This window comes from Ralstonia sp. 1B3 (assembly GCF_036631435.1).
The window spans coordinates 1-23,176 of record NZ_JAPNUG010000003.1 but is presented as its reverse complement, the minus strand read 5'-3'; the positions used below and the strand labels follow the sequence as shown (position 1 = coordinate 23,176).

The 23,176-nt window shown below is 62.9% G+C and carries 16 protein-coding genes, 1 tRNA gene and 6 pseudogenes; 14 read left to right on the top strand and 9 right to left on the bottom strand.

The window, feature by feature from the left end:
* Nucleotides 1–2: 2 nt before the first annotated feature.
* Nucleotides 3–1,334 (bottom strand): YihY family inner membrane protein, encoded by a 1,332-nt coding sequence (locus OWR21_RS00725; protein ID WP_332394376.1) that lies wholly within the window; start codon nt 1,332–1,334, stop codon nt 3–5.
* A gap of 68 nt (nt 1,335–1,402) precedes the next feature.
* Here OWR21_RS00725 and wrbA point away from each other — a divergent pair, with 68 nt between their 5' ends.
* The 3 genes and pseudogenes from wrbA to OWR21_RS00710 all read left to right on the top strand — a co-directional run bounded on the left by wrbA (nt 1,403) and on the right by OWR21_RS00710 (nt 3,803).
* The gene (wrbA, locus tag OWR21_RS00720) at nt 1,403–1,996 is read left to right on the top strand and encodes an NAD(P)H:quinone oxidoreductase (RefSeq protein WP_332394375.1); all 594 of its coding nucleotides are present in this window, start codon (nt 1,403–1,405) and stop codon (nt 1,994–1,996) included.
* Nucleotides 1,993–2,385, top strand: a complete 393-nt coding sequence (locus OWR21_RS00715) for a DUF2069 domain-containing protein (RefSeq protein WP_332394373.1) — start codon at nt 1,993–1,995, stop codon at nt 2,383–2,385. Before wrbA ends, OWR21_RS00715 begins: the two co-directional genes overlap by 4 nt.
* Before the next feature lie 6 nt (nt 2,386–2,391).
* Nucleotides 2,392–3,803, top strand: a pseudogene (locus OWR21_RS00710) (FAD-binding oxidoreductase).
* Between the two features lie 20 nt (nt 3,804–3,823).
* On the opposite strand, the gene OWR21_RS00705 reads toward OWR21_RS00710, so the two are convergent.
* Nucleotides 3,824–4,027 (bottom strand): hypothetical protein, encoded by a 204-nt coding sequence (locus tag OWR21_RS00705; RefSeq protein ID WP_147214508.1) that lies wholly within the window; start codon nt 4,025–4,027, stop codon nt 3,824–3,826.
* 661 nt (nt 4,028–4,688) lie between these two features.
* Here OWR21_RS00705 and OWR21_RS00700 point away from each other — a divergent pair.
* The 3 genes from OWR21_RS00700 to OWR21_RS00690 all read left to right on the top strand — a co-directional run bounded on the left by OWR21_RS00700 (nt 4,689) and on the right by OWR21_RS00690 (nt 6,837).
* A tRNA-Arg gene (locus OWR21_RS00700) sits at nt 4,689–4,765 on the top strand.
* Nucleotides 4,766–5,377: 612 nt separating this feature from the next.
* A complete protein-coding gene (locus OWR21_RS00695; protein WP_332394368.1) occupies nt 5,378–5,980 on the top strand; it encodes a protein kinase domain-containing protein in 603 nt (200 codons plus the stop codon).
* 56 nt (nt 5,981–6,036) lie between these two features.
* Entirely contained in the window at nt 6,037–6,837 is an 801-nt protein-coding gene (locus OWR21_RS00690; RefSeq protein WP_332394366.1) for a hypothetical protein, read from the top strand.
* 403 nt (nt 6,838–7,240) lie between these two features.
* Here OWR21_RS00690 and OWR21_RS00685 read toward each other — a convergent pair whose 3' ends face one another.
* From OWR21_RS00685 to OWR21_RS00660, 6 genes are all read right to left on the bottom strand, one after another.
* On the bottom strand, nt 7,241–7,561 hold the full coding sequence (locus OWR21_RS00685; protein ID WP_332394365.1) for a DUF2513 domain-containing protein: 321 nt from the start codon (nt 7,559–7,561) through the stop codon (nt 7,241–7,243).
* A gap of 45 nt (nt 7,562–7,606) precedes the next feature.
* The gene (locus tag OWR21_RS00680; RefSeq protein WP_332394364.1) at nt 7,607–7,747 is read right to left on the bottom strand and encodes a hypothetical protein; all 141 of its coding nucleotides are present in this window, start codon (nt 7,745–7,747) and stop codon (nt 7,607–7,609) included.
* Nucleotides 7,748–8,076: 329 nt separating this feature from the next.
* Nucleotides 8,077–8,730 carry a hypothetical protein gene (locus OWR21_RS00675; protein ID WP_332394362.1) on the bottom strand — a complete coding sequence of 218 codons (654 nt, stop codon included), beginning with the start codon at nt 8,728–8,730 and terminating at the stop codon, nt 8,077–8,079.
* A gap of 64 nt (nt 8,731–8,794) precedes the next feature.
* A complete protein-coding gene (locus OWR21_RS00670; RefSeq protein WP_332394360.1) occupies nt 8,795–9,676 on the bottom strand; it encodes a hypothetical protein in 882 nt (293 codons plus the stop codon).
* Between the two features lie 34 nt (nt 9,677–9,710).
* Nucleotides 9,711–10,292 (bottom strand): hypothetical protein, encoded by a 582-nt coding sequence (locus tag OWR21_RS00665; protein ID WP_332394359.1) that lies wholly within the window; start codon nt 10,290–10,292, stop codon nt 9,711–9,713.
* A 132-nt stretch (nt 10,293–10,424) separates the two neighbouring features.
* Nucleotides 10,425–14,018: a hypothetical protein gene (locus OWR21_RS00660; protein WP_332394357.1), complete on the bottom strand. Its 3,594-nt coding sequence runs from the start codon at nt 14,016–14,018 to the stop codon at nt 10,425–10,427.
* A 509-nt stretch (nt 14,019–14,527) separates the two neighbouring features.
* Here OWR21_RS00660 and OWR21_RS00655 point away from each other — a divergent pair.
* From OWR21_RS00655 to OWR21_RS00625, 7 genes and pseudogenes are all read left to right on the top strand, one after another.
* Nucleotides 14,528–15,097 carry a lecithin retinol acyltransferase family protein gene (locus OWR21_RS00655; protein WP_332394356.1) on the top strand — a complete coding sequence of 190 codons (570 nt, stop codon included), beginning with the start codon at nt 14,528–14,530 and terminating at the stop codon, nt 15,095–15,097.
* Nucleotides 15,098–15,256: 159 nt separating this feature from the next.
* Complete coding sequence (locus tag OWR21_RS00650) at nt 15,257–16,045, top strand: SDR family oxidoreductase (protein ID WP_332394355.1); 789 nt, start codon at nt 15,257–15,259, stop codon at nt 16,043–16,045.
* A gap of 59 nt (nt 16,046–16,104) precedes the next feature.
* Nucleotides 16,105–17,347, top strand: a pseudogene (locus OWR21_RS00645) (styrene monooxygenase/indole monooxygenase family protein).
* 10 nt (nt 17,348–17,357) lie between these two features.
* Nucleotides 17,358–18,113 carry a flavin reductase family protein gene (locus OWR21_RS00640; protein WP_442968586.1) on the top strand — a complete coding sequence of 252 codons (756 nt, stop codon included), beginning with the start codon at nt 17,358–17,360 and terminating at the stop codon, nt 18,111–18,113.
* Entirely contained in the window at nt 18,055–18,732 is a 678-nt protein-coding gene (locus tag OWR21_RS00635) for a cyclase family protein (protein WP_442968585.1), read from the top strand. Before OWR21_RS00640 ends, OWR21_RS00635 begins: the two co-directional genes overlap by 59 nt.
* A gap of 3 nt (nt 18,733–18,735) precedes the next feature.
* A pseudogene (locus tag OWR21_RS00630) lies at nt 18,736–20,342 on the top strand (phytoene desaturase family protein).
* 101 nt (nt 20,343–20,443) lie between these two features.
* Nucleotides 20,444–21,333: pseudogene (locus OWR21_RS00625) on the top strand (SphA family protein).
* 76 nt (nt 21,334–21,409) lie between these two features.
* Here OWR21_RS00625 and OWR21_RS00620 read toward each other — a convergent pair.
* A pseudogene (locus OWR21_RS00620) lies at nt 21,410–22,436 on the bottom strand (AraC family transcriptional regulator).
* 448 nt (nt 22,437–22,884) lie between these two features.
* Between OWR21_RS00620 and OWR21_RS00615 the strand changes: the two are divergent.
* Nucleotides 22,885–23,176, top strand: a pseudogene (locus OWR21_RS00615) (indolepyruvate ferredoxin oxidoreductase); the annotation flags it as partial.

The window sequence follows — 23,176 nt, the reverse complement described above, 5'->3', positions numbered from 1 at the left end:
CATCAGGCGCTGGCGTTGGCAGCGGCGGGCATTGCAGAAGCCGGCGCCAGTGCCGCAGCCGCCTGCGCGGCTGCAGCTACGCCGCGTTCGCCCGTGGTGAAAATGCTCTCGAGCGTGGCCTCGAGCGCGGGATTCTGCAACTGGCTGACCAGCGCGTGCGTGTCACCCAGATGGCGAGCCAGCGCGGTGCGCGGCAAGCGCGGCAGATTCAGCACCAGCTTTTCATAGAGCGGCCGCAGCGTGGTCGTGTGCGCATCGCACAGCAACGCCCAGTGAGCCTCACCGCGATCCTGCTGCAGCTTGCCGATCAGGTGCAGCGCCTTCAGCTTGGTCAGCAGGTCGACGAGGTAATCGGCTTCCAATTGCAGGCGCCGGCCGATATCGCGTTCGGCCACCGTACGCGGCGCCTGTTCGCGTGCGCGATACAGCAGCAACAGGACACCGAGCGCATCAAAGAACTCGCTGCCCGGAAATGTGCGTCGCTGCCAATAGCCTTGGCGGATGATCGGCAGCGTCGAAGCGATGGTCGCGCCAAGCAGGGTCACCAGCCAGCTCACGTAGATCCACGTCAGGAAGATCGGCAGCGTGGCGAACGCGCCGTAGACGGCCGTGTAGGTAGGGATATGCGCGACGTAAGCGCCAAAGACGCGCTTGGCGATTTCAAATGCGCCCGCAGCAATCAGGCCGGCAATGAACGCATCGCGCCGCTCCACGTTGGTATTCGGCACGAACACGTAAAGCATCGCAAACGCAATCGCCGAGAGCAGAATCGGGATCAAGCTCACGATCACGCCGAGGCCGAACGGCAGCTTGTGCACATAGCCCGCCGAGATCGACACGAGGTACGAACTGACCGACAGGCTCGCGCCAATCAGCACCGGCGCAAACGTCATCAGCGCCCAGAACACCAGAACGCGCTGTGCCAGCGGCCGACGATGACGCACGCGCCAGATCGCGTTCAATGCGTTTTCGACGGTGAGCATTGTCATCACCGACGTCACGACGAGGCCGATCAGGCCTGCGGCCGTCAGCCCCTTGGCGTTACTGGAAAACTGGTTCAGATACGTCAGGATCGGCCGGCTGATGCTGCCCGGCACGAGGTTGCTGAACATGTAGCCTTCGATGTCCGCCCGGAAGCTCTTGAACATCGGGAAGGCCGTGAACAGCGCAAACGCCACCGTCAGGATCGGGACTAGCGACAGCACCGTCGTGAAGGTCAGGCTGCCGGCCACTTGTGGCAGGCGGTCTTCACCGGCGCGGCGCAAGGCGTAACGCGCCAGCGCACGCAGCTTGGCGGCATTCCATTTGCGAAGCGCACGGGTGTCAAAAAGCATGAAAAATGAGGCGGGACGCGGGGTTGGGGGGCGCAACTATAATACCGCGACGCTCTCCACGCTTTGTTATGAAAGATATCCTGGTCTTGTACTACAGCCGTCACGGCAGCACACGCGCATTGGCCGAAGCCATTGCGCAAGGCATTGAAAGTGTCGACGGCGCCCAGGCGCGGGTGCGCACCGTGCCGGCCGTCTCCACCGTCTGCGAAGCCACGCAGCCCGACGTGCCCGACGGTGGACCGCCCTACGTGGAGGTGCGCGACCTTGAAGAATGCGTGGGCCTGGCGCTGGGCTCGCCGACGCGCTTTGGCAACATGGCCGCACCGCTCAAGTACTTCCTGGATGGCACCACGCCGCAATGGCTAGCGGGCGCGCTGGTCGGCAAGCCGGCATGTGTGTTCACCTCCACGGGCAGCATGCACGGCGGGCAGGAAACCACCCTGCTTTCGATGATGCTGCCGTTGCTGCACCACGGCATGGTCGTCCTTGGCCTGCCGTATCAGCACAGCGAACTGCTTTCGACCGACGCCGGCGGCACGCCATACGGGCCGTCGCACGTGGCGCACCGCGGCGATACCGCACCGCTGACTGCACACGAACGCACGCTCGCCACAGCCATGGGCCGGCGGCTGGCGCAGACTGCTCTCAAGCTCGCCGCATGACTTCCGCCAACAACGCCGTCACCGGATCGCGGGCGCTGGCGCTGCTCAGTGCAGCCAGCCTCGTCGCATTGATCATTCTGTGTGCCGCGTGGGAGCTGTGGCTCGCGCCCGTGCGCCCGGGAGGCTCGTGGCTGGCGCTCAAGGCGCTGCTGCTGGCGTGGCCGCTGCCCGGCGTGCTCCGCAGGAATCGCTACACGATGCAATGGGCGTCGATGTTCATCCTGCTGTTCTTTACCGAAGGCATCGTGCGAGCAACATCGGACGTTGGGCTCTCGCGCTCGCTCGCATGGGGCGAGGTGGTGCTCAGCGTGGTGTTTTTCTCGGCGACCATCTTCTACCTGCGTCCATTCAAGCGTGCGGCCAAAGCCCGCGCCAGCCAGAGCACCTGACCCGCCATGACTCACGATGCCTTCTTGCAAGCCTGCGTTGATGCCATCGGTGCAACGCACGTCCTGACCGCACCGGAAGACCAGGCGCCTTACCTCACCGATTGGCGCAAGCGTTTCTCGGGCCGTGCACGCGCAGTATTGCGCCCCGCCAGCGCTGACGAGGTGGCTGCGCTCGTGCGCCTGTGCGGCGAACATGGCGTGCCGATGGTTCCGCAAGGCGGCAACACCGGCTTGTGCGGCGGCGCCACGCCCGACATGGAAGGCAGCGCGGTGGTGATCTCGTTGCAGCGCATGCAGCGCGTGCGCGCCGTCGATCCGATCAACAACACCATCACCGTGGATGCCGGCTGCATCCTTGCCAACGTGCAGCAGGCCGCCGCCGATGCCGACCGCCTCTTCCCGCTGAGCCTCGCTGCGGAGGGCAGTTGCACGATCGGCGGCAACCTTGCCACCAACGCCGGCGGCACCGCCGTCCTGCGCTACGGCAATGCGCGCGAGCTTTGCCTGGGCATCGAAGCGGTCCTGCCCAACGGCGAACTGTGGAACGGCCTGCGCGGCCTGCGCAAGGACAACACCGGCTACGACCTGCGTGACCTGCTGATCGGCGCGGAAGGCACGCTCGGCATCATCACCGGCGCGATGCTGAAGCTGTTTCCGCAACCGCGCGCCAAGGTGACGGCACTGGCGGCGCTGCAATCGCCGCGTCAGGCGCTTGAGTTTCTATCGCTGGCGCAAGGCCACGCAGGACGCTGCTGACGGGCTTCGAGCTGATGTCGGCGTTTTGCCTGGAACTGGTGCGCAAGCATTACCCGCAGTTGCGCGTGCCGTTCACGCAGGCATATCCCCAATACGTGCTGCTGGAATTGTCCGATCTGGAAAGCGAAGAACACGCGCGCAGGCTGTTCGAAACGCTCATGGAGGAAGCGCTCGCGCGGGGCGTGATCGACGATGCGGCGGTAGCGGAATCGGTGGCCCAGTCGCGCGACTTCTGGAGCCTGCGCGAACATATTCCGTTGGCCCAGGCCGATGAAGGCAAGAACATCAAGCACGATATCGCCGTGCCCATCTCGCGCATTGCCGACTTCATTGACGTCACCGACCGCGCGCTGGCCGCCGCCTACCCCGACATCCGCATGGTGACGTTCGGCCACCTTGGCGATGGCAACCTGCACTACAACGTGTCGCCGCCGGAAGGCCATGCGCACGACGCGTTCCTCGCCAACCAGGACGGCGTCAACCGCATCGTGCACGACAGCGTGCATGCGCACGGCGGCTCGATCTCAGCCGAACACGGCATCGGCCAGCTCAAGCGCGAAGACAACGCGCGCTACAAGAGCCCGGTTGAACTGGCGGCGATGCGCGCGATCAAGCAGGCGCTGGACCCGCGCGGCCTGATGAATCCGGGGAAGGTGCTGTAAAGCGGCGAGCCGGCCTTGCGTCAGCCGAACAGCTTCAGCGTGTAATTCGCCACCGCGAAGAGGACCGTCGCGGCCAGCAGCCACAGCAGCATGCGCGGCACGCCGCTGGGCGGCAGGCGATGATCGCCGGCGTTGGAACGATCGCCGATGCGCCCGCTCTGGGCGCTACGGATGTAAGAGGTGCGTGACGACCCTGCCGGGCGTCGTGCGTGACGTGTGCTCATTCTGATTTCCTCCCTGCCCCATGGCTAGCGCATCGCCCGGCCCCCTGCAGCCATGGCAAAACGCAGCAGCCCCATGGATCGCTCCATGGCTGCCCAAACAAGACTCCCTCCCGTCTGGTCGGAACCGAAAAGGCTTCGTCACGCCCGTTTGGCATGCGTAGGCACGGTGTTCCGCGTCATTGCGCGGAATTTCGAATGGAACGTTATTGTTGTGTGGCACTACCCGACGCCACGAAATGTACCAAAAATCCCCCCAATTGGGGGGTACGCATTTTGGGTATATGACCTTTCGGATGATGCGCAGGAACGACGCTTGCGGGCTCGATTAGGGCAAACCCCGAATTCGACCCATGTATGGAGGCAGCCCATGCCCGCTTCGCCCGATCTGACCAAGCGCGCCCACATCACGCCACCGCAGCCGCCCGAACAGCCCCCGCACCCGCCGCCGGAAATGCCGCCGCCCGATGAACCGGCCCACGACCCGGTGCACGACCCCGAACCACAAACGCCTCCAATCGAACTGCCACCCGGGGAGCTACCGCCGGAAATCCCGCCCCAGCATTAGCGCGGCGCAACATCCCATCTGTTAGAATCGCGGCCTCCCAGGCACCGGAGGCCGCACGTTTTTGGTATGCCTGGGCGGCCCTGCACATCTGCATATCTGCCCATAGCTCAGTTGGATAGAGCATCGGCCTTCTAAGCCGACGGTCGGGGGTTCGAATCCCTCTGGGCAGGCCAATTAAAACAAAGGGTTGCGGCTTTTTTGGCTGCATGCCTTTTTCTATCAGCTCACCGTGTAGGCATCATGTAGGCATTTTGAGCGGATATGGATCCATGTCGATCCATCTGATCGCGGACACGCCAAACCTCGTTTCCCCTCCGCGTTGTCACATTGAACAACGCATCCAAAGAGCACGAAGAAGGCGCCCGCCCATCACACTCGAGGCAACTGCAGCCCCGACACGGCCGACCGAGAGAAATAAGCTTGCCAGAGACAATAAAAAGGCCGCCGCCCTGCGCAAGCCACGGATGTTGCCGCAACAAGGCGCCTTGAGATCGGTACGCACAAGCTGCCCCCTCCCCCTCGTTCAACTGCCTTACCTACTGCCCCAGTCGCACCAAGATTCGACGCGACCGAGAGTTGCAGGCACCATGCCCTTCCGACAGAAGAACCGCGCGTACTGGTACGGAGTGCTCGCAGCCCTCGTAAAATCTTCGACATCCCATCCATAGATTTGAAACAACTCATGGTGGATTCCGAACTTGCTCGGCACTCCAACGCTGGTACTGCGCAACTCCAATTGGCTTTCATTTCACTGCAACCTATCGAAGATGAGCCCACAGTCGACCATGAAGGTCTTGAAGCTTGCCAGCGGTGAGTGGCGCTACGACGAAACCAAACCCCTCGGCGACCCCGGTGGGTTTGCTGCGGTCTATGCCGGCTTGTCGGCTGATGACACCCCTGTCGCCATCAAGATTTTCCACCGCGGCATGAACCAGAATGCAAGCCGCGAACTGGAATTCGCGCTATCTCGTCGTGGCAAAGCAGCATCGCACATCGTCACCATCCACGATGGCGGCGTCGACGCGACCGCAGGCAAACCAGCGATCGTTATGGCCAAGGGCGAGTACAGCCTATCGCACTACAGCAAGAAACAAGGACCGATCAGCGAAGCAAAGGCTTGCGCCATCGGCCGCGATATCGTGGATGGATTGCTTGAGGTTTCAGCATGGGTACACCGGGATCTCAAACCTGCCAACGTGATTTGGTGCGCTGGCCGCTGGCAACTGGTTGACTTTGGCATCGCGCGCATCGCCGATGCCGCCACTGCGGTTGGCACCATGAAGGGGTATCTCAGCGCCCAGTACGCCGCTCCGGAACAGTGGAACAACGAGCGTGCGACGCACGCGACCGACGTATCGCCTTGGGTTGCATTATCCACGAACTCCTAACCGGTAAGCCGTTATTCAACGGCACCTCGACAACGGATCTTGCGCGCCAACATCGCATGGAGACGCCGCGCATTTCGGCAGTGTCACCAGCACTTCAATCCCTGCTGTTCGGCATGCTCGCCAAGCCGCAAGTTACTAGGCCTACGCTCGAGGAACTGCGCCGGCGACTGCATGCGTTCGCTGAAATTGAAGGGCCCACTCAACGTCCGAAGTCCGGCCTTTCAGCAGTTTCCGCGGTAGTCTCCGCCGAGCAAGCCGAGCGGGAAGTAGCCGCCGCCAAGATGCGCGCCGACCAGCATACGCGGCTCCAATTGCGGGACCACGGGTTGGCGGTGCTCAAGGACCTCCAGAAGGAATTGTTTGAGCGTATCCGTGACGAGGCGCCTGCAGCAGCGATACGCAACACCGGTCACGTCAGCGCCCCCGTAATGGAAGTCACGCTGGGCCACGGAACGCTCACTATGTCGACCGGCCACAAGCGTGATGTGCCTCGGGAGGTCTTTTCGGGAAGTAAATGGAACGTGATCTGCTGGGATCACATCCAATGCAGCAATCCCGGCTATCAGCGTAGCGCTTCACTCTGGTACGTTGACGATGGCTCGGGACGCTGGCGATGGCTAGAAGCGGCATATTACTGCTGGGCACGAGCCACCGGAATGCATGAACCTTGCAGCCTCCCACCTGGCCGAGATGCCGACCTGGCGGCATCGAGCACAATGAGTTCATGGAGCTTCGCTCACCCTCCGTACGCCATCGAAGAAGGTGGCGGGGAAGCATTCTTCTCACGCTGGATCAACCATCTAGTCCAAGCAGCACAGGGACAACTCAGGCGCCCCTCCAGCCTTCCCGAAGCCTAGAAGCTGGCATGGCCGGGAGCCCCGAAGCACTCTGCTTGCGGTGGACGAACTCTTCAACGCGAACGCACTGATCGCAGGCTTCCCAGCCGACAGGGAGGCCACCGCCCATCGAATTGCTCGCTGATTGGGCTTTGCTCACGGTCCATCTCGGCATCAACCGACCGCCCCCACGCCACTCATCTGTGCGCGAGCTGAACGCGTTCGCTCAAAGTGGGAAGCCGTTCCTGCGTACCTAACACAGCCATGCACCGTCGCACTTCGCGATAGTTACCATAAGGGTTCTTGGTGAAACCGTTCGTGTGACTGACGTGTAGCGGGATCGAGAGCCGATGCCATGCCACCGAGTCTCGAGGCATGGATGGGTACGGGAAGTGTGGAAAGGCGTCAGCAGAGACGCCTGTATTCAGAAAGCTCGCGACAAAGGCTTTGCCAGGGTATCGAGCAAATCGTGCCCTTCCCACGTCAGGTGGTAGGCAAACACCGAGTTCGTTTGAACACTCACATGTCCATTGATGAATTTCGCGCCGATCAGGTACTGGTAGTGCAGGAATACCGAGCCAGCGTCAAAGCCATCGAACATGGTCACATCACGCGATGATTCGACGTGCTGATGGGTGTACGAATTCTCGGCTACGTGCCGCAGAATCTTGATCACCAGCGCCATCTTGCGCGTGCCATCGATCTTCCCATCGAGCTGGGACTCGACCTCAGGTTCCAGAGCCATACTACCCCTTTTTTCTGTTGTTGAGGGAAGCATTATGCCCCGCCGTTATTGCGCGAGCAGCTTGCTTATGGTGCCACCGACACTATCGCAGTGCGGGTGGCTCACCAGGCTGACGGAATTGGCGACCACGTCCAGCGTGGCCTGCACGGTGCCATCGATCAGGATGGCCGGCCGCCACCAGATCAACCTCTGCCGTCATGCCACCGGCGGCAAAGCCGAAGAATTAACGCTCCCGCTTCGGGGATACGTTGAGGCTACCGCTTCTCCGATGGGCCAGAGTCTCTCTTTTCATAGCGGACGGGCGGGCCTGGCGGCGGTGGCGGCGGTGCATCGGGTTGTTGAGCGTGTGCGTCCATGTTGGTCCTCCCGTCAGCTACTTACTTCGGTTTGCCGGGCTTCGCAGGCGGCTGTTGACGAATCTTCTCACTATGGTCGTAGGCAAAGCGCACCGGCGGTCCCGGCGGGGGGCGGGAGGGGGTGACTTCTGCTGCTTCGATCCTGATGAACTCATGCTTTCACTCCTTGGTCGCTAACGGCTGGCTCACGTGCTCTGGCCTGCAGCAATGTTCCCCACATGACGATGCAGCAACCGCCGGACCGCTTCCGTTTGGATACATCAGTGAGGGTATCGTAAATATGCCATAGGTAATGAGCGCCAATAGGGCGGATACGATCAGCGCGCCGTTTGCCCTGAAAAGGCGGGCCGTACGTAAATGGTTGACGTCAGCAGCACAGGTCCCGCAGTCAACGTATCTTTCCAACAGGTAAGCTCGAAAGGCATCGGCAACGTTCTTATCCGGGTTCTCGTACGGCGCGTAATGGGTCTTGAGTTGTTCGTGGTACGCACGGAGTTGGGCGGCGGTAGGCATTAGTTTGTATTCGTTGCCGTACCAGAACCGGCCCAGGTAGTACAAACTTGCGATAAGCGAAATGCAGGTCAAACAAAACAATACCCAGAAGGCATGCCCGTAGTAATTCCAGTAGGGGCCGTTAGGTAGCGCATTGGCGACCCTCGCATATTCCCTCAGCATGAGACCCAGGGCACCGAAGATCGCGACCGTAAGGGCGGTCGGCGTCGCTAGCCTCCCGAGCATTTTCTCGCGCAGATCGGATTCCGCCTTATACATGGCCTCATAGAACTCAAAGCCCCATGGATCCTTCGTCTCCACGGTTACCGGTTTTCGCTCCCTTCTGTTCCGCCAAATCATCATGTTCCTGAATAGTCCGCCGCTTCTAGCTGCCGCCAGCATTCCGGCGCGCCGAAATTTTCTCATCCAAGATCCGCGCCAGCGGCGTGCCGCTTTGAACCAACGTATCTACGATGGTCGTCAGTTCAGCACCATCCAGAATTTCCTGGGGCACCGGATCGCTTAAGATGGCCACCTCAACCCATGCGCATACCCGGCGTCCAATACCGTAGTCGTTCCAGAACGCAGTGTTTGCACCCTGTGCCCGCCACCAGGCGCTGACCACTTCGGCAAGGAACGTCAGTCGGTGCGCTTGCGGCTGGACCTCGAGGAGGCCAAGTATCGCGAGGGCCACGAAGGTGGACGGCGCGGCCTCCACCGCCAGTCGCGTAAGCATAGGTAACAGTGCGTCGGCGCGTGCGGCGCCAAGCGGCTGAAGATAGCAGCGAGGCCCCTTCCCGATCTCGTACTCGCCCATGAACAGCGCAGCGAGTGCGCCCGTGAGATGGATTTCCGCGCCGGTCGAGCACTCAGATGTGAGTCGCTTCCATACCCAGAATTCCCTGATGCGGGACGCCAGGGTCTGCCGTACCAATAACACTAAGGGACTCGACACGAGCTCGTCATTCAGCCAGAGTCTGTCCAACTCATGCAGCACCGCAGTCGTGGCGTCAAGGAAGCGATCCTCCGGCAACCGAGCGACGCGCTGGAGGACCAGCTCGCTCATGCCTGCATCATCAAGCGTGGCGGCTGCGGCGGTCGCTGCGGAGAAGTACGCATCGTTCCATTCATGAGCGCGTTCGCCAGGCTCCTCCTCCTTTTCGCATTCAACGCCGTTCGCGCTTGCTGTCCATTCCCAGCAGTGACGCACTAGGCCGCGCAACCGCTCGGGCGCGTCCCGATACCAAAGGTCTTTCGCGAGCGACACCCAATGCGCCGCCGCGCTCGACTCCAGCGCGTACTCACGTCGTGCGGATGGCTTCGCTCGCGCTCGCCGCGGTACGCCCAACGAGATTCCGGCACGCGCAGTCGGGGATCTCGGGCCCGAAATCCGGCCAGCCAGGCTCGTCCCCCTCGCCCGACAGCCATCGCAATTCCACCGCGACCGCAGCCTGCAGCGTGTCACGTTCTGCGTCCCGTCGGACAGTTTCCTCCGCCTCAAGACAGGCGCGATAGTCCTCGACGCTTTCCCAATCCACGGCGTTATGGTTTGGCAAGGCGTAGATGGTCGAGATCAGGCCCAGGCGCATCAGCGCCCGGAGCAATGCCGGTTGCATGGATCGCTGCGCAGCCGCCTCGATCCGTAGCACTGCGGCCATGCCCGTATCGTGCTGGACCGCCATGTGCAGCAGGTGTTCCAGTGTTGCCGGCTGAGGATCGGCACGGTAGGCCGCCAACAGCCCGACAGCCGCTATCGCTCGCGGGTTGTACTGCAGCTGCGGGATCATGCCCCGCACATCCGCCTTTGCTTGCGCCACCTCCGCCAGCAACGCTTGTGCCCACTCGCCGTACTGGGTTCTCAATGCCGACGTGCCGTCGCGCACACCAGGGTGGCGACGATGAGGCGCGTCTGGCCGATCCATTTCTGGTCGTCGTTGTCCGCAACGACCGTATCAACTTCTTGGCGCATGGCCCAGGCTACGCCCTGTTCGAGGAGCTCAGAGGAACAGGGTGGCTCAGTAAGCGCGCGCATCACTCTTCCTCGGATCACCAAGTCGGCGCTTCCACGGTCGGCCTTCTCCTGCAAATCGGCACGTATCAGTGCTTCCTGTGCGGGGGTGATAGACGATTGTCGTACCGTTTTTATCCTCGTCTTGGGAATAGTTGGCGGGGTCCAGGCGATTCGATGCGCTCATGGCAGCAAATGCAGGATCTGTCGGGCCGCTCCCACTCTCCGGCGGACCAAGCCGTTCCGCTTCCTCACGAAGGAGCCGGCGCATACTTTCTCGTGTCTCTTCAGGGCCGTAGAAGCCAAAATGCGACAGCACGTCGTCGAGCGCCATTTGGCGCGAGCGGCGGGCGCGCAGATCCCGCAATTTCACCGGGCCAGCCGGTTCCGGCCTCACCCAGGTGTTAAGCTCCAGATCGCCCATCAGATCGTGAGCGTACCGGTCCCGGTCAAGCGCCAGCAACTCGGCTGATGAGGCGAACAGCGCCAGGCAGTCACGCGTCTTGGGCCAGTGCGACAACATCACATCGACCGCGACGAGCAGATACGCTGCCGACGAGCCCTCCGGTCCGAGTACGTCCACCAGAACAGCTTGTGGATCGTCTCCGGCATCGATGCGCCGATGCGCCCAAGCCTCCAGCGCCATCAAAGCCGACGCCACAACCTGACTGTCGTGCGCGCGAGACCACGCGTAGGATAGTCGCCATGGGAACGAACGTGGGCCGGTGGCCAGCATAACGTCAATGCGATCGTCGGCGGGCGGACGGCCGCGACTCCGGTGCTGAATGGCGTGCGCGACGACGGCACGGATTAGACGGAGTCCTTCCTCCGGGTTAGCCTCCAGCAGAGCAAAAAACGGCGCCCGCGCCGGCGAGGCGGGGAAATAGTCCATGCTCCAGCGAGAAAACGGTTCGTCGCAAAGCCCGCGGTCGCAATCGTCGTCCCCTTCGGGCAACGCTGCCATAAACAGGTCTGCAACGGCACGCGGCGCTGCCATGGGCGCACTGCCCAGGAACGAAAGCAGTTGACGGAACATGACGTGGCGATGGGGGTGCGCCTGCCATCCCCGCAGGTAGGCCGCCACGTCGTCCGGGCACAGCTTGCACCACAGCAGAAACGCCATCCGCAGGTCATCCTCCTGCGCGGCGGTCATGGACAGGCGGGGCACATCCATCGTGGCCATGCTCGCCCTGAAATTCGTTACGGCCGGATGATTCCTCGCCTCGACGTCGGTGAGCCACGCATACAGTCGCCCAATCAAGTGCGGCGATAGCGAGTCCTGGCCCAGGGTCGCACTACACCAGCGATTGTAAAGATCGACCAACGGTGACACTGCGCCATGCGGAATGCCTTCTCCAAGCTTGAGCGACCACAGCAGCAAATTGAGCCAGGACGCTCCGCGTGGCAAGACGAGATCGGCCGGCAGCTTGGTCACGTCCACGCCCGTTGCGGCCCACAATGGCGCGGCCGGCCGCGAGTCCTCCGTGATCACCGCACGAACTAGATCCCCGAACAATCCCGCGTTGTCGGCTGAAAGCGCTGGTAGACAAACCTGCAGCGCGTCGTATGCGCGCTCCGAGCGCGCAAGTGCCAGCAGGACAGCTCGCTTCCACGAGCCGTGGGCTTGAGGTCCGCTAACCCGATCAAGCAGGGTTTTCCACCCTCCCATGCCGTTCGCGCCTTCCGCGTGCAGCCGTGCCGCAAGTTCTACGCCGCGCACCAGCCGCATCGGCGCCGCCCTCGCAATATCGAGCGCATTGACATGCTCCGGCTCCTCGAACAGCAGGCAACCGATCGCCCAGTCGCGCAAGACGTCGTGTGCAGGTTCGATGAGGACTGTGTTGACCGCCCGGAGGGAATCGGTTTCGATCAATTCCGTCACAGCTTGGGCCGGTGCCCCGCTGGCGTCCATCGGGTCGGACGAAGCGATGGAGTGGATCGCCAACGCACGAAGCAGGCGTCGGCGTTCGAGGCGTTCTGCGCCGCGACCCGCCGAATCGCCCGTCTCCCACCATTGCCAGGCCATCTGCGCCTCGCTGAAAGGCGCCGCTGCATCAGCTTGCACGCTGCGCGCGAGACGGTTGAGGCGGTACAAGTTCCTGACGATGGCCTTGGCGGGATGCCCGGGTGCCAGCAGAGCAGCAAGAGCTGGCCCCGCCTGCTGCAAGTCCGCCACCTCGGCGTCGGTCAATTCCGGAATTAGGTAAGGCGGAGCCACACCTAGTTGCTGCAGGGCCGCAGGCGGCAGCCAAGCAGCGGCGTCCGCGTCAAAGTCGGGGCGCGCCGTAGCGACCACCCGAAATCCGCGAACCTGTGCCGCTGCGCTGATCAGATCCACGACGGTCTGCTGTTCGTCAGGCCTGTCGAACCGATCGAGACCGTCGATAAACAGCGTCCCACCACCGTCGCCGGCGAGGTCAGTGAGCAGTTCCCGAGTATTGGCTTCGCAACCAAGCTGAGCCCTTAACGCGGCCCACCCGCCGCCGGGAATTCGATTTGGAGCCACCACGACAACGCGCGATTCGGTTTGGACACGCTCGACCATCTGCATCAGTACACCGGACTTGCCAACCCCGCCCGCGCCTTGGATGATAAGGTAGCGCCCATGGTCAAGCGCGGACAGCGCGGCATCCACATGTCCTGTGCGGTCGATCGTCACCGCGCCTATGCGCGTGCCGATCGTCGCGAGCGCATTGCGCGCATTTTCGGCAAGCTGCTCGCGCGCGCCGTGCAAACGGCGATCCCCCGCGAACCGGTAGTTCCGCTCGTTGGTCAAGCGATCGACCAGCGTCGCGCGGTCCATATCGCCGCCCCTGGCGTCCGTTTCCAACGCAATCAGTTGCAGCGTGTCCCATAGCTCTGTCGCCCGGCCGGCCTCCTGCGCGGCCAGCAGCATGGCACAACGCTCGCGGGCGAGCTGCCCACAGGCCGAGCCTGGCTGTTCGCAGTCGAATGCCAGCACCTGAAATCGAGACAAGAGTAGCCACACGTCAGCGTCCTCGTACGGGGCGCCGGCCTTCGCCATGTAGCCACGCAATGCCGCGACGAAATCGCGCATCGATTGGTGCGCGACTCCCACTTGATTCAGCCGAGCAAAGAAGGTCACCGGGTCCTGATACTCCCTGGCCCAACGCAGCGTTTCCTGGACATGCTGCTCGATGGTCGTCGATGTGCGTGCAATCGCCACGGCCAGTTCATAGCGCGTCGTCTGGAACTCCGGCTTGCGCATGGCCCGGCAGGCCATTGCAACGACATCAGCGAAAACTGCGTCGCTTGCCGTGAAGGCGATCGTGCGTTTGGCCTGCACTTCCAGCGTCGCCGGCTCACCGCGCCGGTCGTGGCCGGTGACGATCACGTCGTCCATCGGGTGGCCTAGACTCGCACGCTGGAATGCTACTCGCGTGACCACGACGCCCGGCAGGCCGCGTGCCTCGCCGCATGAAAGCAGCGGCAACAGGTACTGGGCGCCGACATGCCCCTCGAGCAAAGCGCCGGCCGGGCCGGCGGCGGCGAGAGTGGCCTTCTTCGGCGCGCCATCGATGTGTCTCCGCGACGGCGCTTGGATGGGATCTGATGGGATCTCCGACATTTGGCGATGCAAGGATGTACCTATCGCTATCTTAACGGGTGTTAAACGGTGCCGGCATCCTTCAGCCGCAACTGCGAAAGGCCTGTCGGTAGGCGTCCGCCCACACGCGCACGGTCTTGAGTTCTCCTTCCACAAAACTCACCCGTCCAACCGACGCATCGTGCTCGGCCCGGTAGGCCTGCCGCGCATTCTCGGTCTCGAGCGCGCTCCCGGAGACTCCCCCAACAAGATGTCAGCCGCATGCGACCGGCGTTTCTTGACGCGATGGCACTCAGTCAGAAAGGCCTATAAATCGCGACGTGCGGTTCAGAGTTGAATGATTCGCGACAGCTCTCAACACTGCCATTGGCGATTGCACTCGCATCTCTGAGTCACCACAGAGGTGCAGCCCATGCCATATCTGCAAAGCTCCAGCCATTTCCGGATACCCCGCGCGCGAACGGGATAACGCCGTTGCCATGCATTCATAAGCTGCAATCGAGGCGGGAGGCACTCCCCCACCAGGATCGAGGACCAGCATCATGGACTATGCGTTCCAACAACTCGCGGGGCACGACGGCACGGTTGTAATCGGCGCCACCTACTGGCACCCCCATGAGGGAGGCGCACTGGCTCTGGGAGCACACCTCATCACGCCGCGCCTCGGGTATTGGCACCATGGCATCTACGTTGGCGACGGCAAGGTCGTGCACTACGCCGGCCTGTCCCGAACATTCCACCGCGGCCCGGTGGAAGAGGTCACGGTAGACCGATTTACCGCCGGCCGCCCACTCTTGGTTAGGCAAGATTGCCAACACAAGTTTTCCTGCCAGGACGCGGTGCAAAGGGCTCGCTCGCGAGTCGGGGAATCCCAGTACCGGATTCTCACCAACAATTGCGAGCACTTCTGCAACTGGTGCCTGAACAACGAGCACCGCAGCGACCAAGCTGACAGGCTGCTCGCATGGCGTGGCGCACTGTCACGCATGCTGCTCCGCGCAGTTGACGCACTGCTCGGCCCTACTGGCCACTTCGGTCACCCCGGTTCATACCCAGCCGCTATCACGTCATCAGCCTATTCCGGGGCGGACGCGGCTGCATTGCGCGCGTGACATCCGTTACCTCAGATCAGTCGATCTCCGAATACCCGCAACGGACGGATAGCCGCAGCACGAACCGGATATATGCACACCGGACTCACAGTCCATCATGCAATCAAACGCGTTCCCAGCAACTGGCGCAAAACGATTCTCAAATACAAGGAGGCACCCATGAAAGATCTGAAAGGCAAGGTCGCCATCGTGACAGGCGGCGCCACCATCATCGGAGCCGCAGTCGTTCAGGCGCTTCGCAGCCATGACGTCAAGGTTGCCCTCCTCGACATCGATGCGGCTGGCGGCGACCGCGTTGCCACCACCGACCCGGAAGGCATCCGCTTCTGGCAAGTCGATATCGCAGATGACCGGCAACTGGAACGCGCCGTCGCCGACGTAGCTGCCCAGTTCGGGCGCGTGGACTTTCTCGTGAACCTGGCAGCGACGTATCTAGACGACGGTGAGAAATCTGGGCGTGCCGACTGGCTCAAGGCACTGGATGTCAACGTAGTGAGTGCCGTCATGGCCGCGCGCGCCGTTCGTCCGCACATGGTTGCCGCGGGCGGCGGCGCGATCGTCAACTTCACCAGCATCTCGTCCAGCGTCGCGCAAACGGGCCGTTGGCTCTACCCCGTCTCCAAGGCGGCGCTGGTGCAGGTCACCCGCAGCATGGCGATGGATTTTGCGGCGGATGGTATCCGCGTGAACTCCGTCTCCCCCGGCTGGACGTGGTCGCGCGTGATGGACGAGATCACCCACGGCGACCGCGCCAAGACTGATCGCGTAGCGGCCGACTATCACCTGCTGCGGCGCGTGGGCAACCCCGAGGAGGTGGCCGATGTGGTCGCCTTCCTTCTCTCTGGGAACGCCTCGTTTGTCACCGGTGCGGATTACGCCGTCGATGGTGGCTATTCGGCCATGGGGCCCGAGCAAGCAAAACCGGCGATTCCTCGCCTGGCCGAATAACGCAGCCGATCACCCAACTTCAGACGGCTACGTCCGAACTTTCATCAAGGAGAACTCTCATGCGTCGAATCGCGATTGTGGGTGGTGGCCAGGCTGGCATGCCGCTGGCTTTCGGGCTGCTGGACAAGGGCTACGAAGTCACCGTTGTTTCCAACCGCACGCCGGATGACATCCGCAACGGCAAGGTCATGTCCAGCCAATGCATGTTCGACCCGGCGTTGCAGATTGAACGTGACCTCGGCATCAACGATTGGGAGCAAGCCTGCCCGCCCGTTGAAGGCATCGGCTTTGCCGTGCCGCACCCGGAGCAGCCCGGCGCAAAAGTCATTGAGTGGAGCGCGCAGTTGGATCGCCCCGCGCAGTCTGTGGACCAGCGCGTGAAGATGGCGTCATGGCTCGAACAACTCGAATCGCGTGGCGGCCGGCTGGTGATCCAGGATGCAGGCATCGCCGAGCTCGAAGCACTGGCAGAAAGCCATGACCTCGTCATCCTCGCCGGTGGCAAGGGCGAGGTGGTCAAGCTGCTTGAACGCGATGCCGCGCGCTCCCCTTTCGACAAGCCGCAGCGTGCGCTGGCGTTGACCTACGTGCACGGTCTGAAGCCGACGCAAGACTATTCCCGCGTGTCGTTCAACCTGATTCCGGGTGTCGGCGAGTACTTCGTCTTCCCTGCCCTCACGCTCAGCGGCCCGTGCGACATCATGGTGTTCGAGGGCGTGCCGGGCGGCCCGCTGGATTGCTGGCGTGACGTCCGCACGCCGCAAGACCACCTCGCCACCAGCCTGCGCTTTCTGCAAACCTACCTGCCGTGGGAAGCCGACCGCGCGCGCAACGTGCAACTGACCGACGACAAGGGCATTCTGGCAGGCGCATTCGCACCGACCGTGCGCAAGCCGGTCATGACACTGCCGTCCGGCCGACTGGTGTTCGGCCTGGGCGATGCCGTGGCCACCAACGACCCGATCACCGGGCAGGGTTCGAACAACGCCACCAAGGCTGGCAAGGTGTACCTCGACGCCATCCTGGCGCGCGCCGACCAGCCCTACACCCGCGAGTGGATGGAGGCGACATTCGAGCAGTTCTGGGACTACGCCCAATGGGTCGTGCAGTGGACGAACTCGCTGCTGACCCCGCCGCCGCCGCATCCTCGGCTTGCTGGGCGCCGCACAGCAATCGCCAGCGCTTGCCAAGACGATTGCGAACGGCTTCAACCATCCGCCGAGCTACTTCCCGTGGTGGGCCGATGCGCAAGCCTGCGAGCAATTCATCGCTGAACACCAAGCCATCCCGGCCACGGCCTGAGGAGAACGCCATGTTGTCATGCCTCGCCCCCGAGCCCGCCGCCATGCGCGCCAACCACCACAACACCTGGGGCAACGTCGACCTCGAACCCAAGGCGCTGCGCAACCTGTTCGGCAGCTACCCAACCGGCGTTGCTATTGTCACCACGCGCACGCCTGACGGGCGTTCGATAGGCCTGACCATCAACTCCTTCGCCACGCTTTCGCTGGACCCGCCGCTCGTTCTGTGGAGCCTGGTTGACCGCTCGCCCAATCTGGCCGCGTTCCGGGAGTGCACGCACTTTGCGATCAACATCCTGGCGAACGGTCACGAAGACCTGGCCAAACGCTTTGCCACTGCCGCCGTGCCCGACAAGTTCGATGGCGTAGCGGTACAGGAAACACCGGAAGGCATCCCGGCGATCGACGGTGCGGTCACCACGCTCGTGTGCGCACATGACGACTGCCGGCACGTTGGAGACCACCTGCTGCTGATCGGCCGGGTGGTGCGCACTGCCAACCAGCCGGGCACGCCGCTGGTCTTCCACGCGGGCAGGTTACATCGCTGCACGCGGTTTCGTAACGCGCCGTTATCTCGTACCGCTGGAGAGAACCATGACGTCCACCCCATCCACGACCCTGTCCGCATTGACCGAAGGCCTGGCGCGCGGCAACGTCCGCGTCGTCGATCTCACGCAGACGCTCTCGCCTTCGTTTCCTGCGCTGCAATTGCCGCCGCAGTTCGGGCAAGTCCAGGCGTTCAAGGTCGAGCGTATCTCGCACTATGACGAGGCCGGCCCTGCCTGGTACTGGAACAACTTCTCGTGTGGCGAGCACACCGGCACCCACTTCGATGCGCCGGTGCACTGGATCACGGGGCGCGACTACCCGGGCAACAGCGTGGATACCATCGCCCCGGAAAATTTCGTGGCGCCAGCCGTGGTGGTGGATGCCAGCGCGCAAGTCCGCGAGAACGAAGACTGGTTGCTGACGGTGGAATTCCTGCAGGCCTGGGAACAGCGTCATGGGCGCATCCCTGAAGGTGCATGGGTTCTGTTCCGCACGGACTGGTCGCTCCGCGTGAACGACGCTGCCGCGTTCCTGAACTTGCGCGAAGACGGCGCCCACACGCCGGGTCCGACCCAGGAAGCGGTCGAGTGGCTGATCCACGAACGGAACGTCCACGGCTTCGGCGTGGAAACGATCAACACCGACGCGGGACAGTCCTACGCATGGCCGGTGGCCTATCCGTGCCACACGCTGATGCACGGCGCAAACCGTTACGGCCTGCAGTGCCTGAAGAACCTCGATCAACTACCGCCGCAGGGTGCGGTGATCGTGTCGGCGCCGCTCAAGATCGAAGGCGGCTCGGGCAGCCCGCTGCGCGTGCTGGCGCTGGTGGAGTAAGCCATGGCCGCATCGTCGAATCCGCAAGTCATCTTCGTCGGCAGCGGCATCAATTCGCTGGTCAGCGCAGCATTGCTAGCCACACGCGGCAAGCGTGTGCTGGTGCTGGAGCGTAACGACAGGCTGGGTGGCTGCATCCGCACCGAGGAGCTCTTTCCCGGCTACCACCATGAGGTGATGTCGTCGTGGTATCCGCTCTTCGTCGGCAGTCCGGGCTACGCGGAACTCAAGCCCGCGCTGGAAAAGGCCGGGCTGACGTTCCTGTCCCCGGAATACACCACAGGCTTGGTTCGGCCCGACGGCAGCGGCCTGGCGCTCAAGCAGGATCTGGCCGATGCGGTACGGCGCCTTGATGCCTTTGCCCCCGGAGACGGCACGGCCCTGGGCGCCATGGCTGCCCGCTTGTTCGGCCAAGATGCGGAACTGACGTTCGGCCTGCTCAGCCAGAACCCCTATGGCTGGGCGATGCTCAAACTGCTCTTCAACCAATGGCGCAAGCGTGGAACCGACGGCCTCGCAGCCTTCGCGGCCGACTCGCTGGAAACGTTCCGGCGCTGGTCGGAGCGCACGCTCAGCTGGACCTCACCCGAGCGCTGATCGCACCGTGGGTGCTGCACTCGGGGCTTGGCCCCGATGATGCCGGCTCTGCGTTGATCGGCAAGCTGACCTTTGCCTCGGTGGTCAGTGGCGGCATGCCCGTGGTCAAGGGTGGCGGTAGCCGTCTTGTAGAAGCGCTCGCGCAGGTCATCGAGCAACACGGCGGCCGCTTGGTAACGGGTGCATCGGTCGAGTCTGTCTTGACCGACGGTCATGGTCGCCACCGTCGCGCCATCGGCGTGAAGACAGCAGACGGACAGACGCTGCATGCCCAGGAGGCTGTCGTGTGCAACGTTACGCCCCAGCAGTTGTACGGGCGTCTGCTGACCGACATGCCGCAACCGGTACGCGAACGCGCCGAAGGCTATCGGTACGGTCGCGGCGACATGCAGATCCACTTCGCGCTCAACGCACCACCCGCCTGGCGCGACCCTGAGCTCGCCAAGGTCCCGCTCGTCCATCTGACCGAGAGCATGGAGCAGGTCTGCACCTCCGTCACGGAAGCCAACAATGGTCTGCTGCCGCGCCGTCCTACGTTGGGCATTGGGCAACCGACCGTGGCGGATCCATCGCGTGCACCTGGTGGCGGCTGGATCCTGTGGATTCAGATGCAGGAACTGCCGACACGGCTTAAGGGCGACGCGGCGGACGAGATTGCCGTGCCCGCCGACGGTCGCTGGACCGAAGCCGTGCGCGAAGCCTTTGCAGACCGCGTGCAGGCGCGACTGGAGCAGGTCATGCCCGGACTCGCGCAGCGCATCGTCGGCCGACGCGCCTACTCGCCGGCGGACCTGGAGGCGTTGAACTGCAACCTGGTCGGTGGTGATCCGTACTCCGGCGTGTGTTCACCTGACCAGTTCTTCTGGCTGCGCCCCTTCGCGGGCGGCCACGGTGCGCGTGCGCATCGCACACCACTGGCCAACGTGTTCCACATCGGCGCCAGCACGCACCCCGGGCCGGGTCTGGGCGCGGGTTCCGGGTTCATGGTGGCCCAGCACCTCAGTCCGCGCTAGCACCCCGCACCCCAATCCACTGCATCGACCCACCCTGCCAACCACGCAGGGCGCGGACGGTGTCGTCCCACGTTTTCTCAACCATGGTCAAGGAAAACGCCATGCGCAAGTCTGCAGTCAAGAAACTCCTGCCAGGTGTGCTGGCATGTGCCGCCAGCATCAACGCGGCGCACGCCACCGAAGGCGGCGGCCTCTCCATCTATCCGGATGGCCTCGAAAACTATCTGGTGGGTGCGCTGCCACCGCCGGGCGTCCATGCGCTGGTGTACGCCGGCGCAGCGCGCTATGACACGCTGCGTGGCAACAACGGGCAGTCTCTTCTGCAAGACTTCAAGGTGGACGTCAACGTGCTGGCGCCGCGCCTGATCTGGGTGACACCGGCGCAGTTGTTTGGCGGGCAACTGGCATTCCATGCCATCGCACCGCTGCTGGATGTCGACTTTCGCGCCAACGGTGCGCGCTTCAAGTTCGGGACTCGGCGACATCACGTTCGGCCCGGCGCTGGGCTATCACGTGTCTCCGGCACTGCATTACGTGCTTGGCCTCGACATGTATGCGCCCACCGGCCGTTACGATCCGACCGACCCCTCCAGCCTGGGCAAGAACTATTGGACTGCACAGCCGGTTGCGGCCATCACCTACATGCAACCCACCGGCTTCAACGGTGATCTGAAGGTGATGTACGACTTCAATTTCCGCAACAACGCGACGGATACCCGATCGGGCCAAGCAATCCATGCCGACTACAGCGCCGGATGGGGCATCGGCAACGGCTGGGTCTTCGGAGTGGGGGCTATGTCTATCAGCAGACCACGAATGACCAGGGTCCCGCTGCCGCACAAGGAAGGCACGGGCGCTCGCCGTAGGGCCGTCTATCCGCTACGCCAACGAGCGCGGCTGGCTGCTGACGGTCAAATGGCAGAAGGAATTCGAAGTGCGGAATCGCCCGTCGGGCAGCCAGTTCTATATCAAGGCGTCCATTCCGTTCTGATAGCAAAAGGCGGCATCCGAAGATGCCGCCTTGCTGATGCATACCGTCAAGCGCTTGCCGTGGCAGGCAGAGAGCCTTATCGGCGCCGCAACGTCTGGCTGGGGCTCTCTCCGTAACGCTGCTTGTAGTCGTTGCTGAATCGGCCCATGTGCGCGAACCCCAGCGCAACGCCACGCCTGCCACATTGCTCGCTTCACCGCTCATGAGTTCGGTGCGCGCGCGCTCCATGCGCAGATCTCGCAGATAGTGCATCGGGCTGACGCCGAGGAAGTCCTTGAAGCCGGTGTAGAGACTTCTCACGCTCACGCCGACCACTTGCGCCAGCTTGTCTGCACACACCGGCTCATGGGCATGCGCTTCCAGGTAATCCTGCGCACGCCGGACGTGGCGCGGAAGAATGGTGCCGCGGCGTGCGGGTGCAGCCTCGCTATGGTTGTGCCTATGGGAAACCAGCAGGACAGACGCTGCCAGTTGCTCGATCTGCGCAAGCACCAGCTTGTGCTGCGCAAGGTCGAGGCCCTGTGTCGAACAATCGATCAAGTAGCTCAGCAGACAACGCCATTGCGCGCATTCGCGCCAGCGGAAGCCGAGCTCGAACTGGAGCGGCTGTTCAAGCGGATGGCCGAAGTGGCCGACCAATGTGCGCTCCACCAGGGAGCGTGACAGACGCAACATCAGTTGTTCGTTGCCGGCGAGCCATCGCATTTTTGTCTCGTCGTCCGGGCTGAGCACGGAGGCGATCTCGGGGCCGGAGTCGACATGCTGCCCGCCGCTGTCAACGATGGCGTTCCCTATAAGGGGCATCTGCACCAAAAAGAAGCTTTCAGCGGGCCCGGCTCAATCTCGACGGTGCCGCCGTACCGCAGCCGGCTGAGCGAGATGTCGCCCAGCGGGGTGTAGTGCATCCGCGCGTCCAGGCGATCCCCCGCGCCGGTCAACACCAGGCGGTGGGGCTTCATAACTCGCCCGACCATGGATCGAACTTCGTCAATATCGGTCGAGGCAAAGAGCAGCCGTTCCGGCGTGTACGGAAACGGGTCAAAAGTGGCCGACAGTGCAGCTTGACGCGGCGCTTGGGCCAGTGGGGGCGCGGAAGTCAACATGGCTTTTTGCCTCTATTTTGGGCGGAGCGGGTATAGCCTCGATCACTTCGTGCCCACTCACGGAAAGTGAACACCACGTGCAAGACCCATACCAACTTGCATGATTTTTCATGCATCTACGCCCTGTCTCCATCGTCATGGTATGCTCAGTACCCAGGCCGCAATGTGCACCGCAGCATCCGCGGCCTGTTCACTCTCCTAGAACGGCATCCACGCGTAGAAATTTCTGTGATGAAGCAAGGAGTACCGCAATCGTACTCGCGCATCCGGTTTGCGCCACCTCAGGAAAACCCCGTCCTCCGGCTCGCTTCTTATCCCCTTTTGCGACCGCTATCCGCGCTCTGCTTAAAGTGAAATTACATGATTATTCATGTATTGACCTTCCCTCACTGCGCAACGAGTGAAAGCCACGGGCACACATGCCGGATGAACCGAGAAGAGGAGCACCATGGCCGAGCGGTCGTTTGTGGAAGAAGTGAAGAAGCTGCGCCTGGGCGCGGGCGAGGTTTTCAGCGGTGAAGGGATTCTGGCAGTTACGAAAGCCCTGCTCGAACTGGCGTTGCCTATGTGGCCGGCTATCAGGGCGCGCCGATCTCGCACCTGATGGACGTGTTGGCCGATGCGCAAGACATCCTGGGCGAGCACGGTATCCGCTTCGAGAACAGCGCAAGCGAGGCTACTGCTGCTGCCACGCTGGCAGCATCGGTCAACTATCCGCTGCGCGGCGCGGTGACCTTCAA

Excerpts from the sequence above, each read along its gene's own strand:
- OWR21_RS00640 (WP_442968586.1), top strand. The coding sequence starts at position 17,358 with ATGTTGTCATGCCTCGCCCCCGAGCCCGCCGCCATGCGCGCCAACCAC.
- OWR21_RS00695 (WP_332394368.1), top strand. The coding sequence starts at position 5,378 with ATGAAGGTCTTGAAGCTTGCCAGCGGTGAGTGGCGCTACGACGAAACC.
- OWR21_RS00690 (WP_332394366.1), top strand. The coding sequence starts at position 6,037 with ATGGAGACGCCGCGCATTTCGGCAGTGTCACCAGCACTTCAATCCCTG.
- OWR21_RS00685 (WP_332394365.1), bottom strand. The coding sequence starts at position 7,561 with ATGGCTCTGGAACCTGAGGTCGAGTCCCAGCTCGATGGGAAGATCGAT.
- OWR21_RS00650 (WP_332394355.1), top strand. The coding sequence starts at position 15,257 with ATGAAAGATCTGAAAGGCAAGGTCGCCATCGTGACAGGCGGCGCCACC.
- OWR21_RS00705 (WP_147214508.1), bottom strand. The coding sequence starts at position 4,027 with ATGAGCACACGTCACGCACGACGCCCGGCAGGGTCGTCACGCACCTCT.
- OWR21_RS00725 (WP_332394376.1), bottom strand. The coding sequence starts at position 1,334 with ATGCTTTTTGACACCCGTGCGCTTCGCAAATGGAATGCCGCCAAGCTG.
- OWR21_RS00715 (WP_332394373.1), top strand. The coding sequence starts at position 1,993 with ATGACTTCCGCCAACAACGCCGTCACCGGATCGCGGGCGCTGGCGCTG.
- OWR21_RS00655 (WP_332394356.1), top strand. The coding sequence starts at position 14,528 with ATGGACTATGCGTTCCAACAACTCGCGGGGCACGACGGCACGGTTGTA.
- wrbA (WP_332394375.1), top strand. The coding sequence starts at position 1,403 with ATGAAAGATATCCTGGTCTTGTACTACAGCCGTCACGGCAGCACACGC.